The 18,155-nt window shown below is 59.6% G+C and carries 15 protein-coding genes; all 15 read left to right on the top strand.

Annotation, left to right across the window (positions count from 1 at the left end):
• Positions 1-24: 24 nt before the first annotated feature.
• Entirely contained in the window at positions 25-525 is a 501-nt protein-coding gene (ybaK, locus tag I1969_RS01200; protein ID WP_117848725.1) for a Cys-tRNA(Pro) deacylase, read from the top strand.
• A 105-nt stretch (positions 526-630) separates the two neighbouring features.
• Positions 631-2,211, top strand: coding sequence for a murein biosynthesis integral membrane protein MurJ (gene murJ / locus I1969_RS01195; protein ID WP_195232154.1), 1,581 nt, complete (start codon positions 631-633; stop codon positions 2,209-2,211).
• 6 nt (positions 2,212-2,217) lie between these two features.
• Entirely contained in the window at positions 2,218-4,158 is a 1,941-nt protein-coding gene (gene uvrC / locus I1969_RS01190; protein ID WP_324248643.1) for an excinuclease ABC subunit UvrC, read from the top strand.
• Between the two features lie 365 nt (positions 4,159-4,523).
• Entirely contained in the window at positions 4,524-6,137 is a 1,614-nt protein-coding gene (locus I1969_RS01185; protein ID WP_035138897.1) for an ABC transporter substrate-binding protein, read from the top strand.
• A gap of 157 nt (positions 6,138-6,294) precedes the next feature.
• Positions 6,295-7,251, top strand: a complete 957-nt coding sequence (locus tag I1969_RS01180; protein ID WP_035138896.1) for an ABC transporter permease — start codon at positions 6,295-6,297, stop codon at positions 7,249-7,251.
• A gap of 3 nt (positions 7,252-7,254) precedes the next feature.
• A complete protein-coding gene (locus tag I1969_RS01175) occupies positions 7,255-9,270 on the top strand; it encodes a dipeptide/oligopeptide/nickel ABC transporter permease/ATP-binding protein (RefSeq protein WP_035138893.1) in 2,016 nt (671 codons plus the stop codon).
• Positions 9,271-10,098, top strand: coding sequence for an ABC transporter ATP-binding protein (locus I1969_RS01170; protein ID WP_138112022.1), 828 nt, complete (start codon positions 9,271-9,273; stop codon positions 10,096-10,098).
• 80 nt (positions 10,099-10,178) lie between these two features.
• The gene (locus I1969_RS01165; RefSeq protein ID WP_195232150.1) at positions 10,179-11,156 is read left to right on the top strand and encodes an acetylxylan esterase; all 978 of its coding nucleotides are present in this window, start codon (positions 10,179-10,181) and stop codon (positions 11,154-11,156) included.
• On the top strand, positions 11,149-12,000 hold the full coding sequence (locus tag I1969_RS01160; RefSeq protein ID WP_195232148.1) for an acetylxylan esterase: 852 nt from the start codon (positions 11,149-11,151) through the stop codon (positions 11,998-12,000). Before I1969_RS01165 ends, I1969_RS01160 begins: the two co-directional genes overlap by 8 nt.
• A gap of 68 nt (positions 12,001-12,068) precedes the next feature.
• Positions 12,069-12,989 (top strand): dihydrodipicolinate synthase family protein, encoded by a 921-nt coding sequence (locus I1969_RS01155; protein ID WP_035138887.1) that lies wholly within the window; start codon positions 12,069-12,071, stop codon positions 12,987-12,989.
• Positions 12,990-13,159: 170 nt separating this feature from the next.
• Entirely contained in the window at positions 13,160-14,125 is a 966-nt protein-coding gene (locus tag I1969_RS01150) for an ROK family protein (protein ID WP_138112031.1), read from the top strand.
• 140 nt (positions 14,126-14,265) lie between these two features.
• Complete coding sequence (locus I1969_RS01145; RefSeq protein ID WP_195232146.1) at positions 14,266-14,952, top strand: N-acetylmannosamine-6-phosphate 2-epimerase; 687 nt, start codon at positions 14,266-14,268, stop codon at positions 14,950-14,952.
• Between the two features lie 101 nt (positions 14,953-15,053).
• Entirely contained in the window at positions 15,054-15,974 is a 921-nt protein-coding gene (rapZ, locus tag I1969_RS01140) for an RNase adapter RapZ (RefSeq protein ID WP_022094878.1), read from the top strand.
• Positions 15,975-15,980: 6 nt separating this feature from the next.
• Positions 15,981-16,910, top strand: coding sequence for a DNA-binding protein WhiA (gene whiA, locus I1969_RS01135; RefSeq protein WP_117800625.1), 930 nt, complete (start codon positions 15,981-15,983; stop codon positions 16,908-16,910).
• A gap of 193 nt (positions 16,911-17,103) precedes the next feature.
• Positions 17,104-18,129, top strand: coding sequence for a type I glyceraldehyde-3-phosphate dehydrogenase (gene gap, locus I1969_RS01130; RefSeq protein WP_022094880.1), 1,026 nt, complete (start codon positions 17,104-17,106; stop codon positions 18,127-18,129).
• Positions 18,130-18,155: the final 26 nt, after the last annotated feature.

The following is an 18,155-nucleotide window of genomic DNA, read 5'->3' as shown; positions in this document are numbered from 1 at the left end:
CGAATGCGAGGGAAAGGATATGTCATGGCAAAGGCTGTAAAGACGCCAAAAACCAATGCGATGCGCGAGCTGGAAAGCGCCGGCATTTCCTATGTTCTACATACGTACGAAGACGATGGTGATGAGTCGGTGGGCCTGGGGGTCGCGATTTCGGAGCAGCTTGGCGAGGAGCCCGGTCAAGGATTTAAGACCTTGGTCTGCGTGACGCCGTCCAACGACCATGTCGTGTGCTGCATCCCTGTTGCCGATGAGCTCGATCTAAAGTCCGCCGCGCGTGCCGCGGGGGAGAAGTCCTTGGTTATGATGCATGTGAAGGATTTGCTTGCGGCGACTGGCTACGTTCGCGGCGGCTGCAGCCCGGTCGGTATGAAAAAACGCTACCGGACGCTCATTGATGAGACGTGTGTCCTTTGGGATACCATTTTTATTTCGGGAGGCAAGCGTGGTTATCAGCTCGAGCTTGCACCCGATGATTTAATTGCATTTTGCGGGGCGACGGTTGCCGCGATTACGAGAGAGGACTGAGCGATGCCGCAGGAAGAATTGAAGCGCGGAGCTCATTTTGCAAAAGAATCTGCGCCTCAGACACCCTCATCCGAAGCTTCTTCGTCGCGAGATGACACTGACGACATGGGCTCGTCGGACTACTCCACGGTTGGTCGTTCCGCCGGGCTTATGACCATCCTGACTATCGTGTCTCGCGTCACCGGTTTTATCCGCACGTGGGCAATGGCGGCCGCTGTCGGCATGTCGCTACTCTCGTCCTCCTATCAGGTCGCCAACAACCTGCCCAATATGCTCTACGAACTCGTGATGGGTGGCATGCTCGTGACGGCGTTTTTGCCCGTGTACATGGGCGTGAGGCGTGAGCAGGGTCGCGAGGCCTCGAACGAGTACGTGGGCAACCTGCTCGGCATTCTGCTTTTAGTGCTGGGTGGCATTTCGTTGCTGGGGACCGTGTTCGCCCCGGGCTTTATCTGGACGCAATCGTTCCTTTCGGGTGACGGTGGCAGCATGGATACCGCTGCGTTCATGTTCCGTTTCTTTGCCATCCAGATTCTGTTTTATGGTTTGGGCTCGGTGTTCTCGGGCGTTCTCAACGCACACCGCGACTACTTCTGGTCGACGTTTGCCCCGGTCCTCAACAATGTGATCGTCATTGCGAGCTTTATGGGTTTTGCGCCCGTGTCCGCACAGTTTGGCGAACGTGCCGGCATCATCTTGATTGCGGCCGGTACGACCCTCGGTGTCTTTGTTCAGATGGCATGTCAGATTCCCGCGCTTGGCAAGCACGGCGTGCATCCCCATATCCATATCGACTTTAAGGACCCCGCGCTGCGCCAGACGATTGCGCTCGGTATCCCGACGCTGCTCGCCACGGTGTGCATGTTTGTCTCGACTTCTATCACCAACGCTGCCGCGCTGGTGGTCCAGCCCGAGACGGGTCCTTCCGTCATCGCCTATGCGCGCCTGTGGTACACGCTGCCCTACGCGCTGATTGCCGCCTCGCTTTCGACGGCGCTCTATACCGAGCTCTCTCATGACGCACAGGAGAAGGATTACGACAGCGTTCGCACGGGCATTTCGCGTGGCGTCGCCCAGATGCTGTTCTTCCTGATTCCGTTCGCACTGTACCTGATTGTCTTCGCACGTCCGCTCAATATGATCTACTGTGCTGGCAAGTTCGATGAATCCGGCGTGGCGCTGGTGTCCGAGTACCTTGTCTACCTGGCGCTCTCGCTGCCGCTCTACGGCGTGGTCGTGTTGATGCAGAAGAGCTTCTCTGCCTTGCTCGACATGAAGCCCTATAGCCGCTATTGCCTGTATTCCGCCATCGGCCAGGCCGGCTCGGTTCTGCTGTTTGGCGTTGTGCTGGGCTTCGGTATGCCGGCAATCGCGCTTTCGTATGTCGTCGACTACGTGATCTTGGTCGGCTGTTCGCTGTGGTGGCTGCGTCGTCGCCTGCGTGGCCTTCAGGTCAAATCTATCCTACATGGCGGTTTCTTTGGCCTTTTGCTCGGTGGCCTAGGTGCTGCCGCAGGCGCCGGCGTCATGTGGGCGCTTGAACACTTTGTCGGGGCACTTGGCGGCTCGATTCTGATTACTCTTGGCTACGTTTGCGTTGCGGGTGTCGCCTCGCTTGTTGTTACCTTTGGCCTTGCCGTCGTCCTTAAGATGCCCGAGGTCTCGGCGCTGCTTCGTCGCAAGTAGGTGCGCGTGGCCGGTCACGACAACATACCAACGCTTGCCGAGCAGGTTTCGCGCGTTCCCACACAGCCCGGATGCTACCTTTGGAAGGATGCCAAGGGCGATGTCATCTACGTGGGCAAGGCGAAAAACCTGCGCGCCCGCATGCGTCAATACGTGACACTGCAGGATGAGCGTCAAAAGATCCCGCTGATGATGCAGCTGGTGGCGAGCTTTGACTACATCGTTGTCGAAACCGAGCATGAGGCGCTTGTACTCGAGCGCAACCTGATCGGCCAGTACCATCCGTACTTTAACGTCGACCTCAAGGATGACAAGAGCTACCCCTTTATCGCCATTACAAAGGGCGACCTGTATCCCGCGATCAAATACACGCGTGAGCGTCATAAGCCGGGAACGCGCTATTTTGGACCCTATACCGATAGCCGTGCGGCACGTGAGACGATAGATACGCTGCGCAAGGTTATCCCCATCTGCTCTGCATCCTGTGCGGAGTGGCGTCGTTGTCGCCGTACCATCGAGTCCCACAAGGGCGAGGAAGACATCGTCAATATGATTTGCGCACAAAACGGGCGTCCCTGCTTTGACTACCATGTCGGGCGCGGCCCGGGTGCGTGTGTCGGCGCGATTTCCCCGGCAGACTATGCCAAGAACGTCAAGCGTGTCGAGCGCTTTTTGTCGGGCCATCGCAAGGATGTCGTCGATGAGCTGACCTCCGAGATGACGGATGCCGCCGAGGCGCTCGACTTTGAGCGCGCGGCACGCGTCAAACGTCGTTTGGAGGTCATCAGGGGTCTGGACGATCGTCAGCAAGTCGTTTTTCCCTCCAGTGTCGATATCGATGTCATCGGGTTCTATCGCGAGGAGACCATCTCCGCCGCTTGCGTCTTCGTCGTTCGCGAGGGCCGAACAGTTCGCACCTGCGAGTTCATTCTCGACAAGGGTCTTGATGTTGACGAGGAAGAGCTCCAGTCGGGCTTTCTTAAGCGCTATTACGACGAGACGGCTGATATTCCAGCTGAGGTCAACCTTTCCGTCGAGCTTGAGGATGCGGAGGCGCTGGGGGAGTGGCTTGCGGGCAAGCGTGAGCGTTCCTGCCATCTCCATAGGCCGCAGCGTGGCGAAAAGTACCGTCTGCTCGATATGGCATCCAAAAATGCGCGCCATGCCCTCATGCGCTACATGATGCGAACGGGGTACGCTGACGACCGCACCAATCAAGCGCTCCTGGAGCTCGAAAGTGCGTTGGCGCTGCCATCGCCGCCGTTGCGTATCGAGTGCTTCGATATCTCTACACTGCATGGCACCTTTACGGTCGCCTCGATGGTGGTGTTTACCAACGGACGCGCCGACAAGAGCCAGTACCGTCGTTTTAAAATTCAGGCCGAATTGGACGAGGCAAACGACTTCGTGTCGATGTCCGAGGTTTTGGGACGACGCTATGCTCCCGAGCGCATGGCCGACGAGCGTTTTGGCTCGCGCCCCGATTTGCTCGTTGTCGATGGCGGTAAGCCGCAATTGACCGCTGCGATCAAGCAACTTGAGGCTCTTGGGCTCGATATACCAGTTTGTGGCTTGGCAAAGGCCGATGAGGAAGTTTTTGTGCCTTGGGACGAGACTCCCGTCGTGCTGCCGACCGGGTCTGCTTCGCTCTATCTAATTAAACAGGTGCGCGATGAATCGCACCGTTTTGCAATCACATTCCATCGTGAGTTGCGCGATAAAGCCATGACAGTTTCGGTACTCGATGACGTTCCAGGCGTGGGACCCACCAGAAAACGTGCCCTTATGCGCCATTTTGGTTCGATGAAGCGTTTGCGCGCGGCGAGCGAGCAAGAGATCGCGGAAGTTCGCGGCATACCTGCCGATGTTGCCAAGGCGGTCCACGAGGCGCTCGTTGCGTGGAATGCCGAGCGCGCCGAGGCGGCGGCTGGCCATTCCGATAGCTAAACACGAGCCTAAACTACTGATATACATGATTGCGTGATTTTCAACCATTTATTTCGCCATGATTGCATGCTGGTTTCGGGTTTTATTAACGCTAAAACGTTTGACTAGTCATGGTGAACAACCCTGCTATCCTGCGGGTTGACGAAGACTGATATCTCACCTCGTCGATACATACTGTCTGGCGAATCATTTGTCAATGAATTCGGTGAACGGTAGTAAATACCGTTCAAGCGTATGTATGTATCGGTCGCCGAGCGCGGCACCTCAGTTGGGTTCGTCGGTAGGTAAGGTATATATCGTCCGCAAGTTGCGCGGGGGCAAGTCTAGGTGCTCCCGAGTAAGATTCTCTATTGATAGGAGAAGACATGGCCATCATCAACAAGGGTATGTCCAGGCGTTCGTTCCTCGGCCTCACCGGCAGCGTCGCTGCTGTCGCCGGCCTTGGTCTCACTGGCTGCGGTGGCAGCTCTAGCGACGAGGGTTCCGCTTCCGGCTCCACCGATTCCGCCAACCGTGGCGGCGGCGTGATCACCGCTGGTTCCGCTTACGCTCCGTCCAGCTTCGATCCCGCCAGCACTGGCTCCGCTGTGGGCCTGGGTGCTAACTGGCACGTCGTCGAGGGCCTCTACGGCATCGATTACCACGACTACAGCACCTTCAACGAGCTCGCCACCGACGATCCCAAGTCTGTGGACGACACCACTTTCGAGGTCACCATCCGCAAGGGCGCCAAGTTCTCCGATGGCACCGAGGTCACCGCTGACGATGTCGTTGCCTCCTACACCGCTTGCGCCGCTTCCGCTACCTATGCTCCGTTCTTCCAGCCCTTCGAGTCCATCGAGGCCAAGGACGCCAGCACCGTGACGGTCAAGACCAAGGTCCCCAACTTCTCCCTGCTCAAGGATCGTCTGGCCATCGTCCGCGTTACCCCGGCCACCCAGACCGAGGAGGATCGCGCCAAGCAGCCGATCGGCTCCGGCCCCTGGATGTACGACTCTATCTCCGATACCGAGATCACCCTGGTTCCCAACCCCGAGTACAACGGTGAGTATGCTGCCGAGGATAAGAAGATCCAGTACAGCATCCTGACCGACCCCACTGCTCGCGTTACCGCTCAGCAGGAGGGCTCCACGCTCGTTATGGAGCTCGTTACCGCTGACGCCGTCGACCAGCTCGAGAGCGCCGGCTGCAAGATTGACAACGTTCAGGGTTTCGGCACCCGCTTCATCATGTTCAACGTCGCCAAGGAGCCTTGGAACAACGTCAAGGTCCGTCAGGCTGTCATGTATGCGCTCGACACCGAGAAGATGGTCAGCAACACCTTCGCCGGCCTTGCCACCGCTGCCAGCTGCTACCTGCCCAAGAGCTTCACCAACTATCATGAGGCTTCCACGGTGTACAAGACCGACGCCAAGAAGGCTAAGAAGCTCATCGAGGAGTCTGGCATCACCCCGGGTGCCATCACCCTGCGCACCACCGACAACGAGCAGATTAAGGGCATGGCCGCCCAGGTCAAGAACGACCTCGACGCTCTCGGCTTCGATGTGACCATCCAGACCGATACCTCGCCGGCCACTTACGCTGCCATCGACGGCGGCGAGGCCTACGATATCCTCCTTGCCCCTGGCGATCCTTCCTGCTTCGGCGCCGACCCCGACCTGCTGCTCAACTGGTGGTACGGCGACAACGTCTGGATGCAGACCCGTTGCCCGTGGAAGGAGTCCGCTGAGTGGCAGAAGCTCCACGGCCTCATGGACGAGGCTCTTGCCGCCGAGGGCGACGAGCAGCAGAAGAAGTGGAACGAGTGCTTCGACATCATTGCCGACAACGCCGTTCTGTACCCCGTTGTCCACGTCAAGACCGTCTCCGCTTCCTGGGACGATCCGTCCACTGCACCCAACGGCGAGGCCCTCGATGGCTTCAAGGGCATCGGCACGACGAGCATGTCCTTCAGGGGCGTTGCGACCGTCAAGGCGTAAGACTCGCTTGAGTCTGTATGCAGGATGTCGGTCGTTGGGACCGTATCCTCATAGTTGAAACAAAGACCCGGGCGGCAACGATGTCGCTCGGGTCTTGTAATGAGTATCCGTACTCATATACCAGTTGGTCCTACCGACAAAAGAAAGGGGAGAGAACGTGAACAACTTGCTACGTTTGATTGGAAGGCGTCTTGTGGCGCTGCCGATCATGGCATTGGGCGTCACCGTCCTGGTGTTCTTCCTTATGTCGTTCTCCAAGACCGACCCCGCCTACACGGCGTTGGGTGACGGTGCCTCGCCCGAGGCGGTTGCCGAGTACCATGAGAAGTATGGTCTGGACGACCCCTGGCCCGTGCGCTACGTGCGCTATATGGGCGATCTGATCCATGGCGACATGGGCACCTATGGTGCTGCTCGCAACTCCGTTGCCAAGCGCATCTCCACGGCCCTGCCCGTCACGATGCAGCTGACCTTTATCGGTCTTGCTATCGGTGCGGTCGTTTCGTTTTTGCTCGGCGTCATCGCGGCACTGTATCGCGACAAATGGCCGGACCAAGTGATCCGCGTCTTTTCCATCGCCGGCTTGGCAACCCCGTCGTTCTGGCTTGCCGTTCTGTTGATCCTGCTGTTCTCTTCCTACCTTAAGGTGCTCCCGGCATCGGGTGCTCTGCCTCACTTCACCACGAATCCGGTTGGCTATCTGGGACGTATGATCATGCCCGCTATCGCCTTGGCATTTCCGCTGACGGGCCAGATGACTCGTATCGTGCGTACCGCCATGGTCGAGGAGCTCGACAAGGATTATGTCCGTATGGCTCGCGGCGCCGGCGTTCCCGAGAAGGTCGTCGTCGGCATCAACGTTCTTCGCAATGCGCTGATCACCCCGGTCACCACCCTCGGTCTTAAGATCGGTTACCTCATGGGCGGCGCCGTCGTCATCGAGGTTATCTTCAACCTCCCCGGCATGGGCACCGCGATTCTGCAGGGCGTTCAGGGCAACGAGGCGAACCTGGTTCAGGGCGTCGTCATCGTCGTTGCTCTTGCCTTCATCATCATCAACATCGTGGTTGACATGCTCTACCTGCTCATCAACCCGCGCATCAGGACGGTGTAGATTATGGTAAAGATTCGAGAGAAGCAAACCGAGCAGCTCGAGAAGGCTGCCTCCAAGGGGCTCAAGCTCGGTGGCTGGAAGAAGATGACGCTGTCTTCTAAGATTGCAGCCGTCGTGCTGGTGCTGGTCGCCCTGACTGCGATTCTGGCGCCCCTTCTTGCCCCCTATAGCCCGGTCGAGATCTTTACGGCTCGCCAGGCTCCCGGCAACGGATTTATCTTCGGTACCGACGATAAGGGTCGCGACATTCTGTCGCGTATGCTCTACGGTGGTCGTTACTCGCTGATTATCGGCTTTGGCGCCACTGCCATGGCTCTGGTCTGCGGCTCGGTCGTGGGCGCCCTTGCAGCGGTTTCGCGCAAGGCCGTCTCCGAGACGATCATGCGTATCTTGGACATCATCATGTCCATCCCGGGCATCGCCCTCGCGGCCGTCTTCGTCTCCATCCTGGGCAACTCCGTGCCGTCGATCATCTTCGCCATCGGCTTTATGTACACTCCGCAGATTGCCCGTATCGTGCGCGCCAATATCGTGTCCGAGTACGGCGAGGACTATGTCCGCGCGGTCATCGTTTCCGGCGCCAAGGCTCCGTGGATTTTGATCAAGCATGTTCTGCGTAACTGCATCGCCCCGATCATGGTCTTCACCGTTACCCTGGTCGCCGACGCCATCATCTTCGAGGCCTCGCTGACCTTCATCGGCGCTGGTATCCAGGAGCCCACCGCTACCTGGGGCAACATCCTCGCCGACGCCCGCGGCGGCGTGCTCGCCGGTCGTTGGTGGCAGGCGCTGTTCCCGGGCCTGGCCATCATGATCACCTGCCTGGCGCTCAACATCCTTTCCGAGGGCATTACCGACGCCATGGCCGCTGCTCCCTCCGCCGCCCTGGATCCTACCGATTCCTCCAAGCGTCGCGAGGCCGATCTGCTGGTCTCCGACCCCGTTCGCGCCTACAAGGAGCAGGCCCAGTCCCTCTCCGCTCGCCTTGGCGCCCTGCGCGATGTCGAGCTCAAGCGTGACGATCGCCACGTGCCCGACGAGTCCGTTGAGCCGATTCTCTCGGTCCGTGACTTCTGCATTCAGTTTGAGCATCACGGTGATATCAACGTTGTCGACCATGTCAACTTTGACGTCCGTCCTGGTCAGACCATGGGCCTGGTGGGCGAGTCCGGTTGCGGTAAGTCCATCACCACGCTGGCCATCATGGGCCTGACCGACGATGACGAGCATCTTTCCGGCGAGGTTCTCTGGGAGGGCCGTGACCTGCTCAAGATGAGCAAGAAGGAATGGTTCGGCCTGCGCGGTACCGATATCGCTATGGTCTATCAGGACGCCCTGTCCTCGCTCAACCCCTCCATGCTCATCTCTGCCCAGATGAAGCAGCTCACCAAGCGCGGCGGAACCCGCAGCGCCGAGGAGCTCCTGGAGCTCGTCGGCCTCGATCCCAAGCGCACGCTCGAGAGCTATCCGCACGAGCTTTCCGGCGGCCAGCGTCAGCGTGTCCTGATCGCTATGGCCCTTACCCGCGACCCCAAGCTGGTCATCTGCGACGAGCCCACGACCGCTCTGGACGTTACCGTCCAGAAGCAGGTCATCAAGCTGCTCAACGATCTTCAGGCCAAGCTCGGCTTTGCCATGATCTTTGTTTCGCATGACCTGGCTCTGGTCGCCGAGGTTGCCCATAACATCACGGTTATGTACGCTGGCCAGGTTATCGAGCAGGCACCCACCAAGGAGCTGCTCACCAACCCGATCCACGAGTACACCCGCGGTCTTCTGGGCTCCGTTCTGTCCATCGAGAGCGGCTCGGGCCGTCTGCACCAGGTCCCCGGCGCCGTTCCCAGCCCGCGCGATTTCCCCAAGGGCGATCGCTTCGCACCCCGCTCGAGCCATCCGCGTATTGGCCTGGATACCCGTCCGGTCTTCAAGCGCGTGCCCGGCACCGAGCACTTCTATTCCGAGCTCCCCGACGAGGTGCTCAAGGCAAATGGTTTGACCCCTCACGCGGAGGTGATGTAGATGAGCGATACCGCAGTCAACGGCGTCGAGCCGATCATCTTCCTTGATGACGTCCACGTCACCTTTAGGACCCGTACCGGCTCGATTCTGCACCCCAACCTGGTTCACGCCGTCCAGGGTGTAACGATTAAGCTCATGCCCGGTCAGACGATCGGCATCGTCGGCGAGTCCGGTTGCGGTAAGTCCACCACCGCTAACGTCATGTGCGGCCTGCAGGCCCCCACGAGCGGCAAGGTCTACTTTAAGGGCAAGGACGTTACCAAACGTACCGCCGAGGACCGTCGCCACATGGGTCGCGTCATCTCGGTCGTGTTCCAGAACCCGGCCACGGCGCTCAACCCCCGCATGGTCGTTCGCGAGCAGCTGCTCGACCCCATGCGCGTCCACAACCTGGGTACCGAGGCCGAGCAGGAGAAGCGCGTCAAGGAACTCTTGGAGCTCACCGGTCTGCCCAGCTCCGCTGCCGAGGTTCTTCCCGGCCAGCTTTCGGGCGGCCAGCGTCAGCGCGTCGCAATTGCCCGTGCCCTGTCGCTGAACCCCGATGCCATCATCGCCGACGAGCCCACCTCGGCTCTGGACGTTTCGGTCCGCGCGCAGATTCTGAACCTGCTCACCGACCTTAAGAAGGAGCTCGGCCTGGCCATGGTGTTCATCAGCCATGACATCCAGACGGTCCGCTATATCTCTGACGACATCATCGTTATGAATGGCGGCAAGATCGTCGAGCAGGGCGAGGCCAAGCAGGTCTTCCAGCACCCCCAGGACCCCTACACCAAGATGCTGCTCGGCGCTGCGCCGTCGCTGCTGCATCCCAAGCTCGGCGAGTAACCTCGCTTTCCCTCCCGTGCGCCCGGTTCCCTTGCCGGGCGCACCTCCGTTGCGATTTCGAAAGGTTGGGTTCACGAGCCATGCCAAGTGCTCAGGAGCTACAACATCAATTTGGTGAATATCGAGGCGCCATGCCCCGTCCATCAGATTTCGATCTCTTTTGGAAGGATCGCATGGCCGAGGCCGACGCCGTCGGGCTTGACTATGCGATCGAGACGGCATCGGTCACCGATGCCGCGACCTGCCAGCTTTTCGACCTCTGGTATACCGGCATGTGTGGCGCTCGCCTGCATGCCAAGTACCTTAAACCCGTCTCGGACGAGCCCGTGCCATTGGTGCTTCAGTTTCATGGGTATCCGGGTGCAAGCCGCAGCTGGTTTGAGCAGGCGTCGTTTGCGGGCATGGGCATGGCACTCATCGCCCTCGACTGCCCCGGCCAAGGAGGTCCCTCCGAGGACATTGGTGGATTTGAGGGCACAACGGTTGCCGGGCATATCGTCGCCGGCATCGACGGCGACCCGGCCAACCTCTACTATGTCCGCTTACACCAAGATATTCGAATCCTGTGCCGTATTGTTCGTGAGCTCGAGGGCATCGATCTTGCCCGTGTGTTTGTGAACGGCGCGTCGCAGGGCGGCGGTTTGGGTATTGCGACCTGTGCGCTTAATAGCGAGCTTATCAATCGTGCCGCCATCCTCTATCCCTTCCTGTCGGATTTCCGCCTGGTCTGGGATTTGGATGCCGACGACATTGCCTACGAAGGCCTGCGCTATTGGTCTCGCTGGTTTGATGAGGACTCGACTCGTATTGACGAAGCCTATGCCAAGCTGGCGTACTTCGATTCCAAGAACTTTGCCCCTATGGTCAAATGCCCCGTGCTGTTTGGCACTGGCACAGCCGATATCGTCTGTCCGCCAGCGACGCAGTTTGCGGTCTATAACAACCTGACCTGCGAAAAGCGTCATGAGCTCTTTGAAGGCTTTGGCCACGAGGAGATTCAGGATTTTGACGATTTGATCATTCCGTTTTTCTGCAAGGGAGGGGAGGCTCATGTCTAAGTGCGAGAGCAATGTTGACGAGCTGATTGTCCCCGGGCTCGTGGGAATTCCTGGAACGGTTTCGTCAAGGCTCGCAGAATATCGGGACTGGCGCGGTGATGTCCAAGCAGATGTTTCTGATTTAGAGACATGCGCTTCGAATCTTGAGATTCAAGGCCTGGCCATTACGGCGATTGACTTTGTTAACCCCTGCGCCCGTTACTCGGAGGTCTCCTTTGAGCTCGGTGACGATGCGATTCACGCTCGTTTGATCGAGCCTGTCGGTCGTGCCCGAGTATCTGAGCGCGTGCCGCTGTGCCTGATGTTCCACGACATCGATCGGCCTGTGCGCGGCTGGCATCACATGACGAGATTTGCCGCCATGGGGTATGCCGTCCTCGCGCTGGATGACGATGTTGCTGGTGCGGACGACCTGCAGCGGGGGATTTCTTCGTCCGCTTTTGTCGAGCGCGTCCGTTGGGGTTGCGCGTTGGCGAAGGTGGCGCGCAATCTTGATGGCATGGACCCCGACCGCATCTTTGCATGGGGCGAGGGCCTTGGCGGCGGAGTCGCGCTGGCGGTTTCTGCTCTGGACGAGCGGGGCCTCGCCTGCACGGCGGTTGCCAATCCAATTCCCGGTGGCCTTGAGGCGCTGTCGTCTCGGGTGCGCGGATCGGTGCTCATGGGCACATCGCTCATGGATGCCGCGAGCGACCCCAAGGGCCAGTTTGCCGTATTCAACGGTCTTGAGTGTGACCGGAGGCATATCGTCTATGCCAAATACGCTCACGAGCGCATCAATGCGTTCGAAAACGAAGTCGTCGACTTCTTTAACCAAACGTTCTACCCGTGTTCTTTGGCCTAGGCGGCCTGGACACTGCCAACAAGAGTGGGCGGCATAGGGCTGCCCGCCAGACAACTAAGGAGATTCTTGTGGCAACTCAGAAATTCACCGGCGTTATCCCTCCCGTCGTTGTTCCCGATACCGAAGATCACCAGCTCGACGTTGCCTCCTTTGAGCGCAGCATCAACCGCATGATCGATGCCGGCGTCGATGGCTTGTTCTTCCTGGGCTCCTCGGGCGAGGTCGTCTTCTCCACCGACGAGCGTCGCCGTCAGATCATCGCCGAGGCCGTCCGTATCGTCGACCACCGCGTTCCCGTTCTGGTCGGCATCATCGACACCGAGACCGAGCGCATGATCGAGCACGGTAAGGTCGCTCAGGAGCTGGGCGCCGATGCTCTCGTCGCCACCTGCCCGTTCTATGCCCTGCAGGGCATGACCGAGGTCGAGGAGCACTTCCGCATCCTGCATGAGGAACTCGACCTGCCCATCTTCGCCTACGACATCCCCGTGTGTGTCCACACCAAGCTCCCCTGGAAGCTCCTTGCCAAGCTCGGTGCCGAGGGCGTTCTGGCCGGCGTCAAGGATTCCTCGGGTGATGACATCTCGTTCCGCTACCTCGTTCAGGAGAACGAGAAGAACGGCCATCCGATGAGCATCCTCACCGGTCACGAGGTTGTTGTCGACGGCGCTTACCTCGGTGGCGCCGACGGTTCCGTCCCGGGTCTCGCCAACGTTGAGCCCGAGGGCTACGTGCGTCAGTGGAAGGCCGCTCAGGCTGGTGACTGGGCTACCGTCAAGGCCGAGCAGGATCGCCTCAATGAGATTTCGCATATCTGGGATGTCACCTCGGGCGTCCAGGGCTATGCCGGTGGCGTCGGCGCCTTCAAGACCGCTATGAACCTCATGGGTATCTTCGACAGCCCGACCATGCCGCGCCCGGTGAAGGCCATGACCGGCGAGAACGTCGAGGCTATTAAGAAGGTCCTCCAGGACAACGGTCTCCTGTAAAGCTTCCCCGGGCACCCGATCTTGGGGCTCAAGCGGTCGAGCGTGACCCATTAGGTCAACGCCCGACCGCTTTCACCCCAACCTCGGACACCCGGGAAACCTTTACCAAGCTGCGGCGATAACGCAGCCTTCATTTCCTGTAGTTGTTTTTATCTCCTAAGGAGAGCGACATGGAGAACAAGTACGTCTGCTCTGTCGATATCGGCGGAACTAAGATCGCGACTGCCATCATGGAGTACCCGGCTGACGGTAGTGTGCCCCGTCCCGTCTTTGAGGCCGAGGTTCCCACCGAGGCCCAAGAGGGCGGCGAGGCCGTCTTCCAGCGTATCGAGGCGTCCATCAAGGCCGCTCTCGAGGCGAATCCCGATGTCGAGGTCCTTGGCGTCGGTATCGGCGCCGCCGGCGTCGTCGATCCCAAGACGGGCGCCATCGCGTATGCCAATGAGATCATGCCCGGCTGGTCCGGCGTTCAGTTGGGGCCGCGTCTGCGCGAGGACCTCGGTCTTCCCGTTGCCGTTGTGGGCGACGTGCAGGCTCATGCTCTGGGCGAGGCCCACTGGGGCGTCGGCAAGGGCAAGTTCTCCGTCTTGTGTCTTGGCATCGGCACGGGCATCGGCGGCGCATATGTCGAGAGCGGCCGCGTGATGCAGGGCTTCCATGGTGCTGCCGGTCATATGGGCCACATTGAGTGTTCGGCTGCCGCCGGCATTCCCTGCGCCTGCGGGCGTTCCGGCCATCTGGAGTCGGTTGCTTCGGGCACTTCCATTGGTCGAATGTACGATGAGCGTTTTGGCCGCGTCGACCCCAGCCGTCCTTCGGTCGGTCGCGATGTGAACGATCTGTGCCGTGCGGGCGACGCAAAGGCGACCGAGGTCATCCATGACGCCGGCTTTGCGCTGGGGGCCAGCTTGGGCTCGCTCGCTAACATCCTGGACCCTGAGGTCATCGTGCTTTCGGGCGGCGTGATTCACCAAGGTCCCGATTGGCGTTCGCAGACGTGGAAGGATTCGGTGCACGAGGGCTATGCCAGCCAGGCGCTCGATCCGCTTCAGGACACGCCGATCCTCATCGGTTCTCTGGAGGGCGATGCTCCGCTCATCGGTGCCGCCGAACACCTTCTTGCATCGTTGAAGTAAACATAACTACCAAGTGCGCCTTCTGAGGTGCCGCAGATTGACGTGAAAGAGGAGCGAAGCGTACTTCGGTACGCGAGCGACGGTTTTAACGTCAAGGTGCGGTGTCTCAGAAGGCTGTTTTGAGAAAGGTTGAGTCGAACATGACCGTTGATCCTTTGATTCAATCCCTGAAGGGCAAGCTCGTCGTGAGCGTTCAGGCGTATATGGGCGAGCCGCTTCGTACGCCCGAGACCATGGCTCAAATGTCTCGCGCTTGCGAGCTCGGCGGCGCCGCCGCCATTCGCTGCCAGGGCCTTGCCGACATCGCCGCCATTAAGGGCCGCTGTGAGGTTCCTGTTATCGGCCTGTGGAAGGATGGGCACGAGGGCGTCTACATCACGCCGACGCTGCGCCACGCTCGCGCCTGCGTTGCCGCGGGTGCCGATATCGTGGCGATTGACGCCACCGATCGCCCGCGTCCCGATGGCAAGTCGGTCGAGGACACCTTCCGTCCGCTGCACGAGGAGGGCGTGCTCCTGATGGCCGACTGTGCCACCATCGAGGATGTTCGTCGTGCTGTCGACATGGGCTTCGACCTGGTGTCCACCACGCTTTCTCATGGTGTTGCCGCTATCGACTGCACCATGGCCGATGGCCCCGATCTGCCGCTTCTGCGTCAGGCGACCGAGGAATTCCCCGGTCTTCCCATCATCTGCGAGGGCCGCGTGCACACGCCCGAGGAGGCCCGCGCCGCGATTGATGCGGGCGCCTGGGCCGTTGTCGTCGGCACCGCCATCACGCACCCCACGAGTATTACAAGTTGGTTCAAGGCTGCGCTTGAGGCGTAAGACAGGCCTCGTATCCGCTCGGGGCGGTATACTCAATTTAGGCAATTGACCGCGCGGGATCCGGGTTGCTGGGTCCCGCGCTTGTTTTCGGGAGGCAGCACATGCAAAAGGGAGATGCCATGGATGCGGCGGAGCGCTCGGAGCGCATCCCCGATATCGTCATCATCACCGGAATGTCCGGATCGGGCCGCACACAGGCCATGCACGTGTTCGAGGACATGGGCTATTTTTGCATCGATAACCTGCCTCCGCGTCTCATCGCCCAGCTTGCCGAGCTCGTCGGCATCAATACGGGCGTGGGCAGGCATCTCGCTGTCACCTGCGATTTGCGTAGCCAGGGACTGTTTGACGAGTTGCTCGATGCGGTCGCCGCGCTCGAAGAGCGCGAGATGAGCTGCGACATCGTGTTCCTGGAGGCTTCTGACGAGGTGCTGATTCGTCGCTACAGCGAAAATCGCCGCCGTCATCCCATTGCCAAGCCGGGGGAGACTACGGCCGATGCCATTCAGCGCGAGCGCCTTCAGCTTCAGGGCGTGCGCGACCGAGCCGATATGATTATCGACACGAGCCGTCTGCGCACCTCTGCGCTGCGCAACAAGCTACGTATGGCATTTTCCGAGCTGTCCGACCAGCAGCTCATGGACGTCCACGTGTTCTCGTTTGGCTTTAAGCACGGCATGCCCGTCGAGGCGGACATTATGATCGACGTCCGCTTCCTGCCTAATCCGTTCTACGATCCCGAGATGCGCACGATGACCGGTCTCGATAAAAAGGTCTCCGATTTTGTTCTGGACCATCCCAAGACGCAGGAGTTTTGGAAGGCTTGGACACAGCTGCTCGATACGGTGATGCCGGGCTATATCGCGGAGGGCAAGCCACAGCTTTCTATCGCCATCGGCTGCACGGGCGGCCAGCACCGCAGCGTTGCCATTGCCGAGGCCACGGCCCGTTACCTGGAAGGCGCTCAGTATCATGTGAGCATCTCCCACCGCGACCTGTCGCGCGCTAACACGAAGGCATAGGCCTGCATGTCGTTTACCGCCGAGGTGCGTGACGAGCTCGCGCGCTGCGAACCCGAATGTGAATACTGCGACTTGTCGACGCTTGCCGCCCTCACGCGCGTGAGCGGTACGCTCTCGCTTACCGGCTCTGGGCGGTATCGTTTGACGGTTGCGACTGAGACGGGAGCCGTCGCGCGCACGATGATCACGCTGACGCATCGTATCCTTAAGCTCAAAACGGAGTTCACCGTCCGTAAATCTGTCTTGCATAAGGTTCGAAACTACCTCATCACCTTGCCTGATCAGCCAGACCTGGATAAGGCCTTGGTTCTGCTGGGTATCCTCGACCGTAGGGGAGGACTTGTCGCCGGCGTACCCCGACATATCGTTGCCCGTCCTTGCTGTAGACTTGCCTATATCCGCGGCGCGCTCATCGCGGGCGGCTTCGTGGCCGATCCACGCGGCGATTTTCATTTGGAGATCGCTGTGCAGGGCGAGCAATATGCCAAGGGGCTTTGCGATCTGTTGGAGCAGATTGGGGTCCATGCTCGTGTTAATGCACGGCGGGGGTCATATGCCGTGTACATTAAGAGCGCCGAGGAAATCGAGCATCTATTAAAGCTGATTGGCGCCAAGCGCAGCGTTGCCGAGATTGAGGAGGCGCGCGCGGTCAAGTTGGTTAAGAACGATGTGAACCGTCGCGTGAACGCCGAGCTCGCCAACCAGACCAGAAGTGCGGGTGCCGCCCAGCATCAGCTTGCGCTTATCGATGAGCTCGAGCAGCGAGGCCTTCGCGATGCGCTTCCGGATGCCTTGGCGGTCTTTTGCGACCTGCGCGAGCGCTATCCCGATCTTTCGCTGCGTGATTTAGGGGAGATGGCTGACCCTCCCTTGTCGAAGTCGGCCCTCTACCATCGTGTTTTACGGCTTGAAAAGCTCATTGAAGCAAACAGGTAGGTTAAAGTATCGACTTATATACGGATTTAGCTGCTATTTTATTCTTTAAAGCGTTTTAACGCAAATTTGATTTTCAATTTCGAGCATTCTCGTGAAATTCAAGTCAAAAAAAAGGTATATTAGGCGAGTGGTTAGTTTGTGGGCCTCAACGGCAGGCGCTGTAGCTTGCGGGGGCCTTACGAAAGGAGACACAATGGCAGTAAAGGTTGCTATTAACGGCTTCGGTCGCATCGGTCGTCTGGCCTTCCGTCAGATGTTCGGTCATGAGGGCTCCGAGATCGTCGCTATCAACGACCTCACCTCTCCCGATATGCTCGCTTACCTGCTGAAGTACGACTCCACGCAGGGCAACTACGCTCGCGATCACGAGGTCGTTGCTGGCGAGGATTCCATCACCGTTGACGGCAAGGAGATCAAGATCTACAAGGAGGCCGACGCCAACAACCTGCCTTGGGGCGACCTCGACGTCGACGTCGTTCTCGAGTGCACCGGCTTCTACACCAGCAAGGCTAAGGCTCAGGCCCACATCAACGCTGGCGCCAAGAAGGTCGTCATCTCCGCTCCGGCCGGCAGCGATCTGCCCACCATCGTGTACAACGTCAACCATGAGACGCTGACCGCTGAGGACAACATCATCTCCGCTGCTTCATGCACCACCAACTGCCTCGCCCCGATGGCCAAGGGTCTGAACGACTTCGCTCCCATCGTGTCCGGCATCATGACCACCATTCACGCCTGGACTGGCGACCAGATGCCGCTCGACGGCCCGCAGCGCAAGGGCAACAAGCGTCGTAGCCGCGCCTGCGCCGTCAACATCGTCCCCAACACCACCGGTGCTGCCAAGGCTATCGGCCTGGTTCTCCCCGAGCTCAACGGTAAACTCATCGGTGCCGCCCAGCGCGTCCCGACGCCGACCGGCTCCATCACCAACCTCTACGCTGTCGTTGACAAGAAGGTCACCGTCGACGAGGTCAACGCTGCTATGAAGGCCTACGCTGCCACCATCTCCGAGACCTTCGGTTACAACGAGGACGACATCGTCTCCACCGACATCATCGGCGAGACCCACGGCTCCATCTTCGACGCCACTCAGACCATGTGCTCTGACCTCGGCAACGGCCAGACCCTCGTTCAGGTCACCTCTTGGTACGACAACGAGAACTCCTACACCTCTCAGATGGTCCGCACCATCAAGTACTTCGAGAAGTTCGTTGCTTAATTTAGCTTTTAGCGAATAGCTCGTTG

It is taken from the genome of Collinsella aerofaciens (assembly GCF_015548375.1).
Taxonomy (GTDB): domain Bacteria; phylum Actinomycetota; class Coriobacteriia; order Coriobacteriales; family Coriobacteriaceae; genus Collinsella; species Collinsella aerofaciens_AB.
This window is presented reverse-complemented; position numbering and strand designations above follow the sequence as displayed.

Coding starts and splice junctions, on each gene's coding strand:
- rapZ (WP_022094878.1), top strand. CDS start 15,054: ATGCAAAAGGGAGATGCCATGGATGCGGCGGAGCGCTCGGAGCGCATC.
- murJ (WP_195232154.1), top strand. CDS start 631: ATGGGCTCGTCGGACTACTCCACGGTTGGTCGTTCCGCCGGGCTTATG.
- I1969_RS01160 (WP_195232148.1), top strand. CDS start 11,149: ATGTCTAAGTGCGAGAGCAATGTTGACGAGCTGATTGTCCCCGGGCTC.
- ybaK (WP_117848725.1), top strand. CDS start 25: ATGGCAAAGGCTGTAAAGACGCCAAAAACCAATGCGATGCGCGAGCTG.
- I1969_RS01165 (WP_195232150.1), top strand. CDS start 10,179: ATGCCAAGTGCTCAGGAGCTACAACATCAATTTGGTGAATATCGAGGC.
- gap (WP_022094880.1), top strand. CDS start 17,104: ATGGCAGTAAAGGTTGCTATTAACGGCTTCGGTCGCATCGGTCGTCTG.
- I1969_RS01145 (WP_195232146.1), top strand. CDS start 14,266: ATGACCGTTGATCCTTTGATTCAATCCCTGAAGGGCAAGCTCGTCGTG.
- I1969_RS01150 (WP_138112031.1), top strand. CDS start 13,160: ATGGAGAACAAGTACGTCTGCTCTGTCGATATCGGCGGAACTAAGATC.
- I1969_RS01170 (WP_138112022.1), top strand. CDS start 9,271: ATGAGCGATACCGCAGTCAACGGCGTCGAGCCGATCATCTTCCTTGAT.
- I1969_RS01175 (WP_035138893.1), top strand. CDS start 7,255: ATGGTAAAGATTCGAGAGAAGCAAACCGAGCAGCTCGAGAAGGCTGCC.
- I1969_RS01185 (WP_035138897.1), top strand. CDS start 4,524: ATGGCCATCATCAACAAGGGTATGTCCAGGCGTTCGTTCCTCGGCCTC.
- whiA (WP_117800625.1), top strand. CDS start 15,981: ATGTCGTTTACCGCCGAGGTGCGTGACGAGCTCGCGCGCTGCGAACCC.